This is a genomic window from Streptomyces sp. NPDC020379, from assembly GCF_044387105.1.
In the GTDB taxonomy this organism is placed as follows: Bacteria; Actinomycetota; Actinomycetes; order Streptomycetales; family Streptomycetaceae; genus Streptomyces.
This window is the reverse complement of sequence record NZ_JBIRVR010000012.1, coordinates 61,879-79,061: the sequence shown is the minus strand read 5'-3', so window position 1 is coordinate 79,061 and position 17,183 is coordinate 61,879. Positions and strand designations below refer to the sequence as shown.

General features: G+C 74.1%; 12 protein-coding genes and 1 pseudogene. 7 read left to right on the top strand and 6 right to left on the bottom strand.

Annotated elements, in window-relative coordinates; translation table 11 throughout:
- Positions 1 to 118 precede the first annotated feature (118 nt).
- Positions 119 to 523, bottom strand: a complete 405-nt coding sequence (locus ACH427_RS17600; protein ID WP_398870372.1) for an MGMT family protein — start codon at positions 521 to 523, stop codon at positions 119 to 121.
- 347 nt (positions 524 to 870) lie between these two features.
- Between ACH427_RS17600 and ACH427_RS17595 the strand changes: the two genes are divergently transcribed.
- The 7 genes from ACH427_RS17595 to ACH427_RS17565 all read left to right on the top strand — a co-directional run bounded on the left by ACH427_RS17595 (position 871) and on the right by ACH427_RS17565 (position 11,311).
- Positions 871 to 3,501: a YbhN family protein gene (locus ACH427_RS17595; RefSeq protein WP_398870498.1), complete on the top strand. Its 2,631-nt coding sequence runs from the start codon at positions 871 to 873 to the stop codon at positions 3,499 to 3,501.
- Between the two features lie 127 nt (positions 3,502 to 3,628).
- A complete protein-coding gene (locus ACH427_RS17590) occupies positions 3,629 to 4,024 on the top strand; it encodes a molybdopterin-binding protein (protein WP_398870371.1) in 396 nt (131 codons plus the stop codon).
- A gap of 20 nt (positions 4,025 to 4,044) precedes the next feature.
- Complete coding sequence (modA, locus tag ACH427_RS17585; protein ID WP_398870497.1) at positions 4,045 to 4,806, top strand: molybdate ABC transporter substrate-binding protein; 762 nt, start codon at positions 4,045 to 4,047, stop codon at positions 4,804 to 4,806.
- Positions 4,803 to 6,734 (top strand): ABC transporter permease, encoded by a 1,932-nt coding sequence (locus tag ACH427_RS17580; protein WP_398870370.1) that lies wholly within the window; start codon positions 4,803 to 4,805, stop codon positions 6,732 to 6,734. The genes modA and ACH427_RS17580 overlap by 4 nt, the downstream gene beginning before the upstream one ends.
- Positions 6,735 to 7,029: 295 nt before the next feature.
- Positions 7,030 to 8,502, top strand: coding sequence for an alpha/beta hydrolase (locus ACH427_RS17575; protein ID WP_398870496.1), 1,473 nt, complete (start codon positions 7,030 to 7,032; stop codon positions 8,500 to 8,502).
- Positions 8,503 to 8,609: 107 nt separating this feature from the next.
- Positions 8,610 to 9,695, top strand: coding sequence for a hypothetical protein (locus ACH427_RS17570; protein WP_398870369.1), 1,086 nt, complete (start codon positions 8,610 to 8,612; stop codon positions 9,693 to 9,695).
- Positions 9,696 to 9,748: 53 nt separating this feature from the next.
- The gene (locus tag ACH427_RS17565) at positions 9,749 to 11,311 is read left to right on the top strand and encodes an alpha/beta hydrolase (protein WP_398870368.1); all 1,563 of its coding nucleotides are present in this window, start codon (positions 9,749 to 9,751) and stop codon (positions 11,309 to 11,311) included.
- Positions 11,312 to 11,437: 126 nt separating this feature from the next.
- On the opposite strand, the gene moeZ is transcribed toward ACH427_RS17565, so the two are convergent.
- From moeZ to ACH427_RS17540, 5 genes and pseudogenes are all read right to left on the bottom strand, one after another.
- Positions 11,438 to 12,616, bottom strand: a complete 1,179-nt coding sequence (gene moeZ / locus ACH427_RS17560) for an adenylyltransferase/sulfurtransferase MoeZ (protein WP_398870367.1) — start codon at positions 12,614 to 12,616, stop codon at positions 11,438 to 11,440.
- A gap of 79 nt (positions 12,617 to 12,695) precedes the next feature.
- Positions 12,696 to 13,467, bottom strand: a pseudogene (locus ACH427_RS17555) (spherulation-specific family 4 protein).
- Positions 13,464 to 14,378 carry an NAD-dependent epimerase/dehydratase family protein gene (locus ACH427_RS17550; protein ID WP_366002751.1) on the bottom strand — a complete coding sequence of 305 codons (915 nt, stop codon included), beginning with the start codon at positions 14,376 to 14,378 and terminating at the stop codon, positions 13,464 to 13,466. Before ACH427_RS17550 ends, ACH427_RS17555 begins: the two are co-directional and overlap by 4 nt.
- 46 nt (positions 14,379 to 14,424) lie before the next feature.
- Positions 14,425 to 15,543 (bottom strand): hypothetical protein, encoded by a 1,119-nt coding sequence (locus tag ACH427_RS17545; protein ID WP_398870366.1) that lies wholly within the window; start codon positions 15,541 to 15,543, stop codon positions 14,425 to 14,427.
- Positions 15,540 to 17,129, bottom strand: a complete 1,590-nt coding sequence (locus tag ACH427_RS17540) for a DUF3492 domain-containing protein (RefSeq protein ID WP_398870365.1) — start codon at positions 17,127 to 17,129, stop codon at positions 15,540 to 15,542. The genes ACH427_RS17545 and ACH427_RS17540 overlap by 4 nt, the downstream gene beginning before the upstream one ends.
- Positions 17,130 to 17,183: the final 54 nt, after the last annotated feature.

Below are 17,183 nucleotides of genomic sequence, written 5' to 3'. Positions count from 1 at the left end.
GCGAGGCGCAGGGCGTACCGCGGGCCGGCGCGCGGCCGTACGGCTCCCACCCGTTCGGGTCAGCCCTTGGGCGCACTGGTCACGGCGTGGTCCGGAGGTGCCCGGACGACGGATGCCGTCAGGTGTGAGGAGTCACACCGGCCGGGCCGTCACTCTCGGGGGTGCCGTCCCAGCGCGCCCGCGCCATGGCGAGCCGGGGCAGGTGTCCCTGCGCGGAGCGGCCAGCCTCCCGCAGCGGTGTGCCCTCCTCGCGGTAGTGGGCGAGCGCGCGCAGCTCGTGGCCGGGCAACAGGGCGCCGTCCGAGCGGACCACCCGCCACCAGGGCACCGCGCCGCCGTAGAGCGCCATCACGCGCCCCACCTGGCGGGGTCCGCCCTCCCCCAGCCACTCGGCGACGTCGCCGTAGGTCATCACCCGGCCGGGCGGAATCCGCTCCGCGACGGCCAGCACCCGTTCCGCGTAGTCGGGAAGCTCGGCGGCCTCTCCCCGGCTCGTCCGTACGTCCTCGCTCACCCGGCCCATCCTGCCGCACCCCGCCGGTGGCCGGTCCGCCACCCGCCCTCTGGCAGCACCACCCGCGCGTACGGCAAGATCACCCAGAGTGCGTACCCGTACTACAGGGCGTACGATCCGGAGTCCGCGCCCCCGAAATACACCCTGATGCCCCCTCGCCCGGCGGGGCCATGCCACCATCTTCCGGGCGGTGACTGGTGATACGAGACCAAGACGAGAAGACGGAGCGACAGCAGGGCGCGGAGCCTCCAGGAGGCGACCGCGCCCCCGAAGCGCTGTCCGGCTCCGGTGAGCCCGCGGCCGAGGGCCCGGAACGGCCTCCCGTCGAGCGGGCGGCACCGGCGTGCCCCGAGGAGATGCGCGGCGGCTACTGCGAGGACGGTGAGGCGCACATCGACCAGGTGTCGGGCGACGAGCCGCTGCTGCCCGCCCGCGTCCACCGCCCGGCGGACCTGGTGCGGCTGTTCCTCGGCATCGTCGGCATCGCCCTCGTCCTCGCCCTCGCGGCCTTCGCCCACGGCACCACGCAGGGCCTGGAGAAGGACATCGGCGACAGCACCGGCCGGGCGCCACAGCTGCTCGCGAACTTCGCGGGGCTCGCCGCCAACATCGCCATCTTCATCGTCCCGGTGGCGTTCGCCATCGAGCGGCTCATCAAACGCGACGGGCTGCGCATCGCCGACGGCGTCCTCGCCGCCGTCCTCGCGCACGGCGTGTCCCTCGCCACCGACCTCTGGGTGGCCGACACGGCACCGGCGTCGATCCGTGACGCGCTGACCCAGCAGGCGCCCACCGGCGGCCTCACCGATCCGGTGCACGGCTATCTGGCCCCTGTGATCGCCTATATGACGGCCGTCGGAATGTCGCGACGGCCGCGCTGGCGGGTCGCGATGTGGGCCGTGCTGCTGCTCGACGCCTTCGCGGTGCTGGTGAACGGCTACACCACACCGTTCTCGATCGTCACCACCGTGCTGATCGGATGGACCGTCGCCTACGGCACGCTCTACGCCGTCGGCTCACCGAACGTCCGGCCCACCGGCCGCCACCTCCTCGCCGGACTGCGCCGTGTCGGCTTCAAGCCGGTCACCGCGCTGCGCGCCGAGGAGAGCGCCGACGCCGTCGGCACCGAGCACTCGCACCCGCACGACCGGGGGCGCCGCTACATCGTCACCCTGGAGGACGGCCCGCCGCTCGACGTCACGGTCGTCGACCGCGAACAGCAGGCGCAGGGCTTCTTCTACCGCCTCTGGCAGCGGCTGGCGCTGCGCGGCATCACCCAGCCGCGCAGCCTGCAGTCCCTCCGGCAGGCCCTCGAACAGGAGGCGCTGCTCGCCTACGCGGCCATCGCCGCGGGCGCCAACGCCCCCAAGCTGATCGCCACCTCGGAGCTCGGCCCGGACGCCGTGATGCTCATCTACGAGCACATCGGCGGCCGCACGCTCGGCGCGGTCCCCACCGAGGAGATCACCGACGAGCTGATGGCCGGTGCCTGGCGACAGGTGCACGCCCTCCAGTCGCGGCGGATCGCCCACCGCAGGCTCGACGGCGACGCCCTTCTGGTGGATCGTTCCGGCAACGTCGTCCTGACCGACCTGCGCGGCGGGGAGATCGCGGCGGGCGACCTGGTGCTGCGCATGGACGTCGCGCAGCTGCTGGTGACCCTCGGGCTGCGGGTCGGCGCCGAGCGCGCCGTGGCCACCGGCGTGGACGTGCTCGGCCCGGACGCCATCGCCGACAGCCTGCCGCTGCTCCAGCCGCTGGCGCTCACCCGCATCAGCCGCGCGACCCTGCGCCAGCTCGCCCGGGAACGCGCGCAGCGGGAGCGTGACACCGTCCTGGAGGCCGCGCGCGCCGCCAAGGAGGCCAAGGAGGCGCGGACCGCCGAACAGGGCTCGCAGGAGCTGCCCGCGGAGGACCGCAAGGCGCTCAAGGCCGAGCGGCAGGCCGAGAAGAAGGCCGTGGAGGAGGCCCTGGAGGAGGCGCGCGAGGAGGACCTGCTCGCGCAGATCCGCCGCCAGGTGCTGCTGATCCGGCCGCAGGCCCCGATAGAGCCGGTGCGCCTGGAGCGCATCAAGCTGCGCACGCTGCTCAGCTTCGTGGCCGGTGCCTTCGCCGCGTACTTCCTGCTGTCGCAGTTCACCCACGTCCAGTTCGGCGATCTCGTCGACCGGGCGAACTGGGCCTGGGTCGCGGTGGCCGTGGCCTTCCAGGTGCTGACGTACGTCGCCGCCACGATGAGCCTGCTGGGCTTCGTGCCGGAGAAGGTCGCGTTCGGGCGCGCCGTCCTCGCGCAGGTCGCGGGCTCCTTCGTGAAGGTCGTCGCCCCGGCGGCGGTCGGCGGCGTGGCGCTGAACACGCGCTTCCTCCAGCGCGCGGGCATCCGGCCCGGCCTGGCCGTGGCGAGCGTGGGCGCGTCCCAGCTCTTCGGCCTGGCCTGTCACATCCTGCTGCTGCTGTCCTTCGGCTATGTGACCGGTACGGAGCGCAGCTCGTCGCTCGGCCCCTCGCGGACGATCATCGGCGGGCTGCTGACGGCGGCCGTGCTCGTGCTCGTCGTGGCGGCCGTGCCGGTGCTGCGGAAGTTCGTCTCCACGCGCGTGCGGTCGCTCTTCGCAGGCGTCATCCCGCGCATGCTGGACGTGCTCCAGCGGCCGCAGAAGCTCTTCGCGGGCATCGGCGGCATGCTGCTGCTGACGGCGGCGAACGTGATGTGCCTCGACGCCTCGATCCGCGCGTTCGGCGGGGACCTGAGCTACGCCAGCATCGCGGTGGTCTTCCTGACGGCCAACGCGCTGGGTTCGGCCGCGCCGACGCCCGGCGGTGTGGGCGCCGTCGAGATCGCGCTGACCGGTGTGCTGACGATCGCCGGACTGCCGGCGGAGCAGGCCACCCCGGCGGTGATCCTCTTCCGCCTGATGACGCTGTGGCTGCCGGTGCTGCCGGGGTGGGTCTCGTTCAGCTATCTGACCCGCAAGGGAGCGATCTAGCCGACCGGGCGGGGTGCCCGCCGCTTCCGGGGCTCCCCCTGCCTCTGACGCACACCCTGTCGCATCTGCCAGGCGATTCCGCTCATCGACCTTGCACATGCGACCCACCGCGCCATAGCGTGCGCCCATGCAGACCTACACCATCGGCCGGGCCGCCAGGCTCCTCGGCGTCAGTCCCGACACCGTGCGGCGGTGGGCCGATGCGGGGCGGGTGCCCACCTCGCGGGACGAGGCCGGCAAGCGGCACATCCGCGGGTCCGACCTCGCGGCCTTCTCGGTGACGCTCGCGGCGGAGGCCGGCGAGAGCGAGGAAGCGGCGTACACCACCGCCCGTAACGCCTTCCCGGGCATCATCACCGCCGTCAAGCTCGGCGACGTCGCCGCCCAGGTCGAGATCCAGGCCGGCCCGCACCGCCTCGTCTCGCTGCTGACCCGGGAGGCCGTCGAGGAGCTGGGCCTGGCCGTCGGGATGGAGGCCGTGGCCCGGGTGAAGGCCACCAACGTGCACATCGACCGCGCTTGACCCGGCACCTGGAGAACCCGATGCACCGCACGCCCGTACGCGCCGCCCTGGCCGCCGCGCTCCTCCTCCCGCTCGTGGCCGCCTGCGGCGGCGGGGACAAGAACGACGCCAAGTCCTCCACGACGCTCACCGTGCTCACCGCGGCGTCCCTGACGGACGTCTTCAAGCAGGCCGGGACGGCGTACGAGAAGGACCACCCGGGCACCAAGGTGAACTTCTCCTTCGCCGGCTCGCAGGAGCTCGCCTCGCAGGTGCGCCAGGGCGTGCCCGCCGACGCGCTGGTCACCGCCGACACCACGACCATGGACGGCCTCAAGTCCGACACGGACAAGCCGGTGGTCATCGCGAAGAACCGGCTCACCATCGTGACCGCCCAGGGCGACCCGAAGGGGGTCAAGGGGCTGGCCGACCTCTCCAGGAGCGACCTCAAGGTCGTGCTGGCCGCGCCCCAGGTGCCGGTCGGCCGCTACAGCCAGAAGGTGCTCGACCAGCAGCACGTCAAGGTCAGGCCGGTGTCCCAGGAGGCGAACGTCCGGGCCGTCCTCAGCAAGGTCTCGCTCGGTGAGGCCGACGCGGGGATCGTCTATCTCACGGACGCGGCGGCGGCCAAGGGGAAGGTCTCCACGGTCACCGTGCCGGACGCGCAGAACGCCGTCGCCTCCTACCCGGCCGCGGCCCTCAAGGGCTCGAAGCACCCCGAGGAGGCCGCCGACTTCGTGAAGTGGCTCGGCTCCGGCGAGGCGCAGAAGCTGCTGCGCGCGGCGGGCTTCCAGCAGCCGTGACCGGCGGGACACGCCGGGGGCGCACGCCCTGGGCCCTCGGCCTGCCCGCCGCGCTCGCGGTGGCCTTCCTGCTCCTGCCGCTGGCGGGGATCCTGGTCCGCACGCCCTGGACCACCCTTCCCTCGCGCCTCGGCTCGCACGAGGTCACCGAGGCCCTGGGGCTGTCCCTCCTGGTCTCCGGCTGGGCCCTGCTGCTGTCCCTGCTGCTCGGCGTCCCGCTGGCGTGGCTGCTCGCCCGCGTGGAGTTCCCCGGCAAGGCGCTGGCGCGCTGCCTGGTGATGCTGCCGATGGTGCTGCCCCCGACGGTCGCGGGGGTGGCCCTGCTCCAGGGCTACGGCCGCAGGGGCGTGCTGGGCCCCTGGCTGGAGTCCTGGTTCGGTGTCACGCTGCCGTTCTCGACGGCGGGCGCGGTGCTGGCCTCCGCCTTCGTGGCGATGCCGTTCCTGGTGATCAGCCTGGAGGGCGCGCTGGCGGGCCTGCACCCCCGCTACGAGGAGACCGCGACGTCCCTGGGGGCGACCCCGCTGCGGGTCTTCCGCACCGTCACCCTCCCCATGGTGATGCCGGGCCTGGTCGCGGGCGCGGCGCTGAGCTGGGCGCGGGCGCTGGGCGAGTTCGGCGCGACGATCACCTTCGCCGGCAATCTGCCGGGCACCACCCAGACCCTTCCCCTCCAGGTCTATCTGCTGCTCCAGGACGACCCGGAGAGCGCCACGGCGGTGTCCCTCCTGCTGCTGGTCATCGCGACTGCGGTGCTGCTCTCCCTGCGCGGGCGCTGGCTGACGGCCAGGAAGCAGTCCGCCCCGCGGCCGACGGCGGACGTGCCGCAGCCTTCCGAGCGCCCGGTACGCGCGACCGCAGCCGTACGTCCGAAGGGCCCGGACCGCACCCCGCACCCGCTGCGCGCCAAGGTGACCGGCGCGACGACGGCGGAGCTCAGCGCGGAGCCCGGCACCACCATCGCTCTCGTCGGCCCGAACGGCGCCGGCAAGACCACCCTCCTGCGTGCCCTCCTGGGACTCACGGACAGAGCCGAAGCCGAGCCTGTGACCATTGGCGGCACGGACGTCTCCAACCTCCCGCCGCACAAACGGCGCATCGCCTGGGTCCCCCAGGACAACGCCCTCTTTCCCCACCTCACCGCTCTCGCCAACACCGCGTACGGCCTGCGCGCCCAGGGCGTCCCGAAGGCGGAGGCGCACGACGCGGCCCGGCACTGGCTGGACCGCCTCGGCGTGGGCAGTCTGACCCACCGCAGGCCCGGTGAACTCAGCGGCGGCCAGGCCCAGCGCGTGGCGCTGGCCAGGGCGCTGGCCGCCCGCCCCCGCCTCCTGCTGCTGGACGAGCCGCTGGCCGCGCTCGACCAGGCCACACGCGCCCAGGTCCGCCACACCCTGCGCACCCACCTGGCGGACTTCCCGGGCGTCTGCCTGATCGTCACCCACGACCCCGTGGAGGCCGTGTCGCTGGCCGACCGGATCCTCGTCCTGGAGGGCGGCCGTACGGTGCAGTACGCGTCACCGGTGGAGCTGACCCGGCACCCGCGTTCGTCCTGGGTCGCGCGGATGCTGGGGCGCAACGCCTGGCAGGGCACGGCCACGGCGGAACGCACGCTGCTGCTCGACGGCGGCGCGAGCCTCGTCGCGGCGGACCCGCTGCCGGGGCGGGCCACGAGCGGGCTCGCCGTCGTGGGCCCGGAGGCGGTGTCCCTGCACGTCGAGCGGCCGGGCAGCAGCCCCCGGAACGTCTGGCAGGGCACGGTGCGCGAGATCACGGCACAGGGCGGGCGGCTGCGCGTCCTGGTGACGGGCGAACCGGACGTGGTCGCGGAGATCACGCCGTCCGCGGCGGCGGAGCTCGCGCTGAAGGAGGGCCTTCCGGTGTGGGTCAGCATCAAGGCCACGGAGGTCACGTTCGTCGCCCTGTGAGCCTTGCGCGAACAGGCGGGACGGCCGCCCCGCGAGCCGCACGGCGCACCACGCAGGCCGGCCGGTGAGCCGACCGCACCGGGCCGGACAGCCGCCCGTCGCCCTGTGAGCCTTGCGCGCACCCCGTGGGACAGCCGCCCCGGCGGTCCACTACTAACCCGTACGCCCGCACCGCGCGCGCCCCTCACCGGCCGCCCGGACGATGGCAGTCCCACACCTGCCGCCGACCCCCGGGAGTGCCGCTGTGTCCAGTTCCGTCAGGGCCGGGGGGCTGCTCACCACCGTGTTGCTGACCATGGCGGCGGTCACCACGGCCGCCGGGTGCGGCGGGAGCGACGACAAACCGGTGGCGAACGTCCAGGAGGGCCAGAAGCTGGCGTGGAAAGCGTGCCCGGCGCCGAGCAGCAGCCAGGGCGGCGCACCGGACAAGGCGCCCGGCCGCGAGTGGGAGTGCGCGACCCTGAAGGCGCCGCTCGACTACACGGCCCCCAAGGGCGAGACGATCGACATCGCGATGATCCGCGCGAAGGCCACGGACCCGGCGCACCGGATCGGCTCGCTGGTCTTCAACTTCGGCGGTCCGGGCGGCTCCGGGCTGACCACGCTCCCGGCGTTCGCCGACGACTACAAGAAGCTGCGCACACGCTACGACCTGGTGAGCTTCGACCCGCGCGGGGTGGGCCGCAGCAGCGGGGTCACCTGTCTGAACGACAAGGAGCTCGACGCCTACTACGCGGCCGACGTCACCCCGGACACCAAGCAGAAGGAGAAGGCCCTCGTGGACCGGGTGGCGGGCTACGCCGCCGCGTGCGCGAAGCACTCCGGGAAGGTCCTGCCCCACGTGGGGACGACGAACGCCGCCCGCGACATGGACCTGATGCGCCAGGCGCTGGGCGAGGAGAAGCTGCACTACTTCGGGGTGTCGTACGGCACCGAACTCGGCGGCGTCTACGCGCACTTGTTCCCCGGCCGGGTGGGCCGCGCCCTCTTCGACGGCGTCGTGGACCCGACGAGCGACCCCGTGCAGGGCGCCCTCGGCCAGGCGAAGGGCTTCCAGCTCGCACTGGGCAACTACATGGAGGCGTGTGTGAAGACCTCCGACAACTGCCCCACCGAGCAGCAGATCGGCGACCTGCTGCGGCAGCTGGACAGGAAGCCGATCCCCGGCGCGGGCGGCCGCGTGCTGACGCGGTCCCTGGCCACCGGCGGGATCGCCCAGTCGCTCTACTCCAAGGACTTCTGGGACTACCTCACCGAGGGGCTCGAGGACGCCGGCAACGGCGACGGACGGCTGCTGCTCTCGCTGTCCGACTCCATGAACGGGCGCGGCCAGGACGGGCGTTACAGCTCCCTCCAGTCCTCCCTCAACGCCATCACGTGCGCCGACTCCGCCCAGCGCTACACCGCGGCCGAGATCGAGGGGAAGGTGCCGGAGTTCCGCAAGGCGTCGTCCGTCTTCGGCGACTTCATGGCCTGGAGCCTCACGCAGTGCACCGGCTGGCCCGTCAAGGGCGAGTGGCAGACGCCCGACGTGAGCGCGCCGGGCGCGGCACCCATCCTCGTCGTCGGCAACACCGGTGACCCCGCGACCCCTTACGAGGGAGCGCACCGGATGGCGCAGCAGCTCGGGAAGGGCGTCGGCGTGGAGCTGACCTTCCGCGGCCAGGGGCACGGCGCGTACGACAGCGGCAACGCGTGCGTCAAGGGGGCTGTGGACGCCTACCTGTTGGAAGGCACGGCCCCTCAAGCCGGTAAGATCTGCTCATAGCACACATAGCACTATCACCGGTGGCCCGAACGGCATGGATCGAATGTCAGTGGCCCGCACTACGATCGCCCGCACAGCAGTTCCGTGACGGACGGTCGGGGGACAAGGTGTCGTACAGCACGCTTCGCGACCGCGGCCGCAGCGGCCGCAAGGGCCGGGTCCTGACCGGCCTCCTGGCCATCGCCGCGCTGGTGGCCGCCCTCGTGGCGCTCTGGCAGACCCAGTCCACCCCGCTCGCCCGGCGCTCCTACTGCTGGGGCGCCTGGGCCGAGGACGGCGGCCTCTTCCACCGCGGCGACCACGACCGCGTCGCCGAGGAGAGCGCGCCCGCGCCCGGCCGCCCCACCGGTCTGTGCACGCTCCGCTGGCGTGGCGGCCAGGGCTCCGGGGCGTACGAGCAGCGGGTCGAGCTCCGGCTGGGCACGGGGCCCCACGAGGCGGCGGCGCGCCGCGCGTGGCTCGACGGCCTCTTCGAGGGGGGCGACACCGCGCTCCCGGGCCGGCTGCCCGGCTTCACGGCCGCCGGTTCCGGCGCGCTGGTGCTGCCCGCGAGCTGTGACGTGGGCGGCAGACCGTCCGTCGTGACGTTCACCAGTTCCTACACGAGCACGGCCGGGCGCGCCGCCCGGCCCGGGTTCCCCGTCGGCGCGTCCCCGGCGAACACGGGGGCGTTATTGGTGAGCGCCGCCAACCGGGCCGCCAAGGCGACGGGGTGTTCGTCGGCGCCACCCATGCGGCTGCACGCGCGGGCGAGGACGACGAGGCCCGTACGGGTGAACCCGGGCGCGTCGCCGGGGCGTTGCGCCATCCCCGGACTGGGGGACGCGAGCGCGCCGGACGACCGGCTGACCGACACCGTGGGCAGCGTCCACGACGACTTCCAGACCTGCGGGGTCTCCGGCGACGGCCAGTGGGCCGCGCGCTTCACCATGGTCGGCAGGCCCAGGATCGTCGCCCTCTTCGACGGACTCACCGGCGACAGCCCACCCGGCCCCGGCTGGCGGGCGCACGGCCGGATCGACGCGACCGGCGCGCTGATACGTGCCGACTGCGACGGCCGCGCCACGGTCTTCACCATGCGCACCGGCCCCGGCCGCACCCACACCGGCCTGGACGACCCGCGCCGGTCCTTCCCGGCCTTCGTCGACGCGGTGGGCGAGCGCATAGGGTGCGCGCGCCTGCGCGCCCGCTGAGCGCTCCCCCCGCCACGAGGACGGCGGGGCCGTCGCCTCGTAGAGTCGGTGGAATGACTCCCTCGCGGCCACGGGCCGGCGCCCTCCTCCCCACCGCGCTCGCGGTCGTCCTCGCCACCGCCGGGTGCGGTGGCGGCGGTGGCGGCGGTGGCGGCGGTTCGAGCACCACGGATGCCAAGGGCGCCGACGCGTCCGCCAGCGCCCAGGCGCCCCCGCGCTGGTCGGCGTGCGCCGCGCCCACCGACGCCCAGGGCGGCGACGGCAAGGCGCCCGGCAAGGAGTGGGAGTGCGCCAAGCTCGCCGTCCCGCTGGACTACGCCAAGCCCGGCGGCAAGAAGATCGACCTCGCGCTCATCCGGGTGAAGGCGCGCGATCAGAATCACCGGATCGGCTCCCTGGTGTTCAACTTCGGCGGCCCCGGCGGCTCCGGGGTGACGACGCTGCCGGGCCTCGCCGCCAGCTACGAGAAGCTGCGGGAGCGCTACGACCTCGTGAGCTTCGACCCGCGCGGCGTGGGCGCGAGCGCGGGCGTCAAGTGCCAGAGCGACCAGGAGCTGGACGCCGCCGCCCAGATCGACGCCACCCCGGACGACGACGCGGAGCTCCGCACGACCCTGGCGGCCAACAAGGCGTACGTGGACGCGTGCGCGAAGAACTCCGCCGAGCTGCTCCCCCACGTCGGCACCGTGAACGCCGCCCGTGACATGGACCGGCTGCGCGCCGCCCTGGGTGACGACAAGCTGCACTACTTCGGCATCTCCTACGGCACCGAACTGGGCGGCGTCTACGCCCACTTGTTCCCCAAGAACGTCGGACGCGCGGTCCTCGACGCCGTCGTCGACCCGACGCAGGACCCCCTGCAGGGCAGTCTCGGGCAGACCAAGGGCTTCCAGCTCGCCCTCGACGACTACCTCAAGGACTGCGCCGCCCGCACCCCGCAGGCCGGCTGCGTCTCGCAGGACCGCATCACCACCCTGCTGAAGGACCTCGACGCGAACCCGCTGCCCACCTCGCAGCAGGGCCGCAAGCTCACACAGGACGAGGCCGTCAACGGCATCGCGTCCGCGCTCTACTCCAAGGAGACCTGGCGCTATCTGACCTCGGGTCTCCGCGAGGCCACCACCAAGGGCACCGGCAACACCCTGCTGGTCCTCTTCGACGCCCTCAACGGCCGCAACCCGGACGGCCATTACAGCAATCTCCAGGCGGCCAACCGGGCCATCTCCTGCGTCGACGCCGAGCAGCGCTACACGGTGGACGACGTGAAGAAGTACCTCCCGCGGTTCCGGTCGGCCTCACCGGTCTTCGGGGAGGGCGCCGCCTGGTCGCTCCTCGGCTGCACCGGCTGGCCGGTCAAGGGCGGCTGGAAGACGCCGGACGTGAGCGCCCACGGCTCGGCGCCGATCGTCGTCGTCGGCAACACCGGTGACCCCGCGACGCCTTACGCCGGTGCGCAGCAGATGGCCCGGCAGCTCGGCAAAGGCGTGGGCGTCGAGGTGACGTACAAGGGCGAGGGGCACGGGGCGTACAACAGCGGCAACCCGTGCATGGTCGACGCGGTCAACGGCTATCTGCTGGAGGGCAAGGTCCCGTCCGAGGGGACGACGTGTTCGTGACGGAGAAACGCCCAACGCCGGACGGGCGGCCATCAGGCCCGTCCGGCGTTCGAGGGCTCCGCGGCGAAGCGGTGGCGCGGAAACAGCGGCCCGCGGAGGGCTGCCCGCGCCGGCCGAAGACCCCGCCTAATACACCGGCTTCTCGGGCTCGATCTGGTTCACCCAGCCGATGACGCCGCCGCCCACGTGCACCGCGTCCGCGAAGCCCGCGGACTTCAGGACGGCCAGGACCTCCGCGGAGCGGACGCCCGTCTTGCAATGCAGGACGATCTTCTTGTCCTGCGGCAGGTCCTGGAGGGCGTTGCCCATCAGGAACTCGTTCTTCGGGATCAGCCGGGCGCCCGGGATGGAGACGATCTCGTACTCATTGGGCTCACGGACGTCGATGATGTCGATGGTCTCGCCGCTGTCGATCCACTCCTTGAGCTGCTTGGGAGTGATCGTCGAGCCCATGGCCGCTTCCTGGGCCTCCTCGGAGACGACGCCGCAGAACGCCTCGTAGTCGATGAGCTCGGTGACCGTGGGGTTCTCCCCGCAGACCGCGCAGCCGGGGTCCTTGCGGACCTTGACCTGGCGGTAGGTCATCTCCAGGGCGTCGTAGATCATCAGCCGGCCCACCAGCGGCTCGCCTATGCCGGCCAGCAGCTTGATCGCCTCGTTGACCTGGATCGAGCCGATGGAGGCGCACAGCACGCCCAGCACGCCGCCCTCGGCGCAGGAGGGCACCATGCCCGGCGGCGGGGGCTCGGGGTAGAGGCAGCGGTAGCAGGGGCCGTGCTCGGACCAGAAGACCGACGCCTGGCCGTCGAAGCGGTAGATCGAGCCCCAGACATACGGCTTGTTGAGCAGGACGCAGGCGTCGTTGACCAGATAGCGGGTGGCGAAGTTGTCGGTGCCGTCCACGATCAGGTCGTACTGGGAGAAGATCTCCTTGACGTTCTCCGCCTCCAGGCGCTCCTGGTGGAGGACGACGTTCACATAGGGGTTGATCCCCTTCACCGAGTCCCGTGCGGACTCCGCCTTGGAGCGCCCGATGTCGGCCTGGCTGTGGATGATCTGCCGCTGGAGGTTGGACTCGTCGACCTCGTCGAACTCCACGATGCCAAGCGTGCCCACGCCCGCCGCCGCCAGATACATCAGCGCCGGCGACCCCAGACCGCCCGCACCCACACAGAGCACCTTGGCGTTCTTCAGCCGCTTCTGCCCGTCCATCCCCACGTCCGGGATGATCAGGTGGCGGGAGTACCTGCGAACCTCGTCAACGGTGAGCTCGGCAGCCGGTTCGACTAGGGGTGGCAGCGACACGGGGTCTCCGTAGGTCGGACGGAAGGGTCGTCCCCGCAGGTGCGGGGTGCTCTTCGGCGTAACACTGCCACGCCCCGCCTCATTCCGAGACACCAGGTCCGATGCGCGAGACGAGTTCGTCCCAGTAGCCGGGCATCACCTCCCAGGGGTTCCGATTCGTCCTGGTCCGAGCGGTCGGTGAGATAGACCGTGCCCGCGCCCTGCCGCCGGGCGGTGCCCAGCGCCTCGGCCAGCTGCTGCCGGGGCACGCCGTGCACGAGGTGGCAGAAGCGCTCGGGCGGGTGAGCGGCCGTCCAGTCGGGCGCCTGCGAGCGGCGGTACGCGGACCACGGCCCCCGGAAGGTCACCAACTGGTCGGCCAGGCCCGCGTAGGCGGGGCAGGGGTGGGTGCCGTGCTGGAGCACCACATAGGCCCGCTCCAGCAGCGTGCGCAGGCCCGCGACGGTGCGCCGGGTGCCGGGCAGCGCGGCCGGGTCCGTGGGGGCGGCGTCCACCGAGAAGCCGTCCACCTTGTACCAGTTGAGGTAGCGCTGCGCCTCCGACAGCAGCTCCGCGAAGGGCCGCGCCCCGAACGCCGCGTCCAGGTGTCCGAGGACGCGGACGCCCGCCTCGCGCAGCCGGCCGGCGGCGGCCAGGCAGTGCGGGTCCGGGCGGGTGCCGGGGCCGCCCGACGCCTTGCCGCACTCCCCCAGCGCCCCGGCCCCGAACACCACCCAGTCCACGGGCACATCGGGCCGCACGAGCTCGCCCCACTCCGCCGGCGCGAGCAGCGGGTGCGCGAAGCCGGGGACCCCGAAGCGCAGCGGCCGCGCGGCGGCGCGCGCGGCGCGCCGGTGGCCCGAGGGGCTCAGATGCGACACGCGGCCTCCATCCAGATGTCGGCCAGTGACTCCTCCAGCCCGATTCTGGGGCGCCAGCCGAGCCGGTCGCGGGCGGTGCGGACGTCGGCCTGCTGCCAGCTGCCGCAGCCGTCGGGGTAGGGGTACGCGGGCGGGGAGCCCAGGTGCGGGTCGTCCAGCTCGTGCAGGGCGCCGCCGAAGCCCGCGACCCTGGCCAGCAGGGACGCCGCGTCCCGCAGGCGCACCGCGCGGCCGGTGCCGATGTTGACGGCGCCCTGGGCGGCGGACAGGGAGGCGGCGTGGACGGCGCGGGCGACGTCCCGCACGTCGACGAAGTCCCGCTGCACGCCGAGGCCGCTGAGCTTCAGCTCGCTGTCGCCGCTCTGCATGGCGCGCCGCATGGCGTCGGCGAGCCGGCCGAGCGGTGACCCGGCGGGCGTGCCGGGTCCGACGGGCGAGAAGACCCGCAGCACGATGGCGTCCAGGCCGGAGCCCAGCACGAGTTCGGTGGCGGCGAGCTTGCTGACGCCGTACGGACCGCCGGGGCGCGGCACGGCGTCCTCCGCGGTGGAGGAACCCGGCTGCGAGGGCCCGTACTCGGAGGAGCAGCCCACCTGGACCAGGCGGGCGCCGCAGCCGCTGCGGCGCAGCGACTCGCAGACGGTGGCGACCGCGACGGTGTTGTGCCGGGTGAGGTCGCGGGCGCCACCCCGGGTGGCGCCCGCGCAGTTGATCACGACCCCGGGGTGCACCGCGTTGAGGAACCGGGTGAGCGCTCCGGGGCTGCCGCTGGCGAGGTCGAAGCGGACGTCCGCGTCGTCGCCGCGGCCGAGGGCGGTGAGCTGGACGGCGGGGTCGGCGAGCAGCCGGTCGGCCACGTAGCGCCCGAGGTAGCCGTTGGCGCCGAGCAACAGGACCCTCATCGGTCGCGCCCTCGCTCTCGCCCGGCGGTGCGGGTGGGGTGAACGGTCATCTTCCTTGCTCCTCTGACGGGGTGTGCGGCTCGGGGTGCGGTGGCCGGGCCGGGGTCCCCGGTGCCTGCGGCAGGGGGGAGGTGTCCGGGTCGGCGGGGTCGGTGATCGCGGGCGCGCCGCACCGGTGGGCGGAGGCCCGGGACAGCGCGGGGAGGGCGCGGCCCAGCAGGACGAGCGCGGGGACGGCGCAGGCCACGAGGGGTACGACGGCGGGGCCGTGGGTGGCGGCGGCCCTGGCGAGCACGCCCGCGGGCCCGCCGCCGCCCGGCAGCCAGGCCCCGAGCAGGGGCACGGCTTCGGCCGCGCAGGCGGTGAGGACGGCGAGGGCGGCCGCTCTGGCGCAGCCGCGCACGGCCGTCAGCCGGGCGAGGAAGAGCAGCCCGCCGAGTGCCGTGGCAGCGGCGAGCGGGGCCGCGGGGTACGGGAGGGCCTGCCGGTCGAGTGCCGCGTGCAGGGCCCACAGGAGCGCGAGCAGTGCGCCGAGGAACAGCCCGGTCGCGGTCATGAGGACGGGCCAGGCGCGCGTACGGAACGCGCCCAGGGTCCGGCTGACCGCCAGCGCGTGGCGCACGCGCAGGGCGTACCAGCGCGCGCACCAGGCGGCCAGGGCGACGGCACAGGCCAGGGCGACGGCGGTGGGAGCGGCGGCCGACAGGGCGCGGGGCAGGTCGAGTCGACCGGCCGGGCCGCCGTCGAGCAGCACGGTGAGCAGCGGGTCGCCGAGGAGCGCGTAGGCCGCCAGCCAGAGGGCCGCGCACCGCCCGGCGGTCCACCAGCCGTCCGGGCCCGGAGGGGGCGCGGGTGCCGCTCGCCCGGGCGCCGCGTGTGCGCCGGAGCCCCACGCGGCCGGTGCCGGGTCGCGGCGCACGCGCGCGTAGAGCTCCTCGGCGAGGGAGAAGACGTCGCGGTGCCGGCATTCGGCGGCCACGCGTTCGGCGATGCCCCGGGCCTCCAGGACCGCCGCGATCTCCAGTGGGTCGACCGCCCGGACGCACAGTTCGCGGTGGCGGTGCAGGAGCGCCTTGACCGGGTCGGCGGGTGCCGCGGCGCTGGTGCCGGCGGAGGGTATGCCGGCGGCTGTCGCGGCGCCGCTGTCGCGCAGGGGTGTGCTCATCGGCGGCCCGCCCAGGTGGGTGCCTGGCGTGCGGACCAGGAGAGCGGGGGGTGTGCTCCGGCGGCGTGGGCGAAGGGGACCGACGGGTCGGCGGGGGCGTCCTGCCGCACCGGTGCGTGGGAGATGAGTTCGAGATAGATGCCGCCGAAGGCCGTCACATGCCGTTCCACGGTGAAGAGTTCGAGGGCCCGGGCGCGCGCGGCCGCGCCGAGGCGGGCGCGTCGCTCGGGGTCGCGCAGGAGCGCGAGGCAGGCGTCGGCGAGCTCGCGGGGGGCGCGCGGCGGGACGACCAGGCCGGTGCCGCCGATGACCTCCCGGACGGTGCCCGCGTCCGGTGAGACGGTGGCGCGGCCGCAGAACATCGCCTCCACCAGCGGCAGCGGGAAGCCGTCCGCGGCCCCGGCGAGGACGACGCTGCCCGCCGCGTACGTCTCCGGGCTCGCGGACTCCTCGAAGCGGACGCCGTCGGGCGGCTGGTTGCCGGGCAGCGGGGTGCCGACGACCCGCAGCCGGACACCGGGCTCGGCCGCGCGCACCATGTCGAGGGCCTCCCACAGATACGGCTCGGTGCGCCCGCCCGCCCACACGAGCGTGCGCCCGTCGTCGACGACCGTGCCCTCGGCGCCCTCCCCGACGTCCTCGTAGGGCCGCTCGTCGACTCCGGGGGGCACCGTGCGCAGCCGCTCGCGGTCGGCTCCGCAGCGCTCCTGCCAGCGCCGCACCTGCGCGTCGCCGGGGGTGATGAGGTCGGCCCGGCGGTAGACCTCGGCGGTCAGCAGCCGGTGGAAGGCGGCGAGCAGGGTCCGTACGGGCAGGGACAGGCCGGCGGCGCTGGCGGCGCTGTTGAGGTAGTAGGCCCGGAGCCGGACCTCGTACTCGGTGACGAGGAGCGGGGTACCGAAGAAGCGCTTGGCCAGCAGGCCCGGGAGGGCGGCGGGCCCGGCGGAGGTGGCGTGGCAGAGGTCGACCGCGGCGAGTCCCCGGTCGCCGTCGGTCGCGCCGTACCAGTCGAGGGACAGCGGCCGCAGGGCGCGCTCCAGCAGCGCGGAGGCGGCGAGCAGGTCGGCGACGCGGGTGCCGTAGACCGCGGGGTGTGCGCCGGGCGCGCGGCAGGCCGCCTCCAGGGCGCGCAGGGCCGGCTCCGAGCGGAGGGCGGGGCCGAGTCCTCCGGCGTCGTGCGCGAGGTCGGCGAGGCCGTGGAGAGCGTCGGCGAAACGGTACGCCTGATCACTGGAGCAGCCGGTGGGGCCCAAGTCTTCGGCCGGGCCGGAGGGGGGCGCACCGACCGAGCAGACGGCCGCCGCGAACTCCGCGAAGTGCTCGCCGAACCGCCGCCGTTCGCGCTTGCCGTACGCCCCGCCCGGCGCTCCCTCCAGGACCTCCGGCGGGTCGCCCCACAGGGGGGCCGTGCGCACCCGCCGGACCTGCTCGGGCAGGCCGTACCACCCGCAGCGCTCCTGGCGGGCGCCCCGGCTCAGCGCATAGATCTCGAACTCGTGCCCGGCCAGCCCGCGCACCAGTTGGTCGCACCACTGACCGCCCTCGCCCGCGGCATACGGATACCCACCCTCCGTGAGGAGTCCCACGCGCACGCACGCACCCCCGTCTGTCCACTGTGGCCACGCCGACCGCCGCCGAAC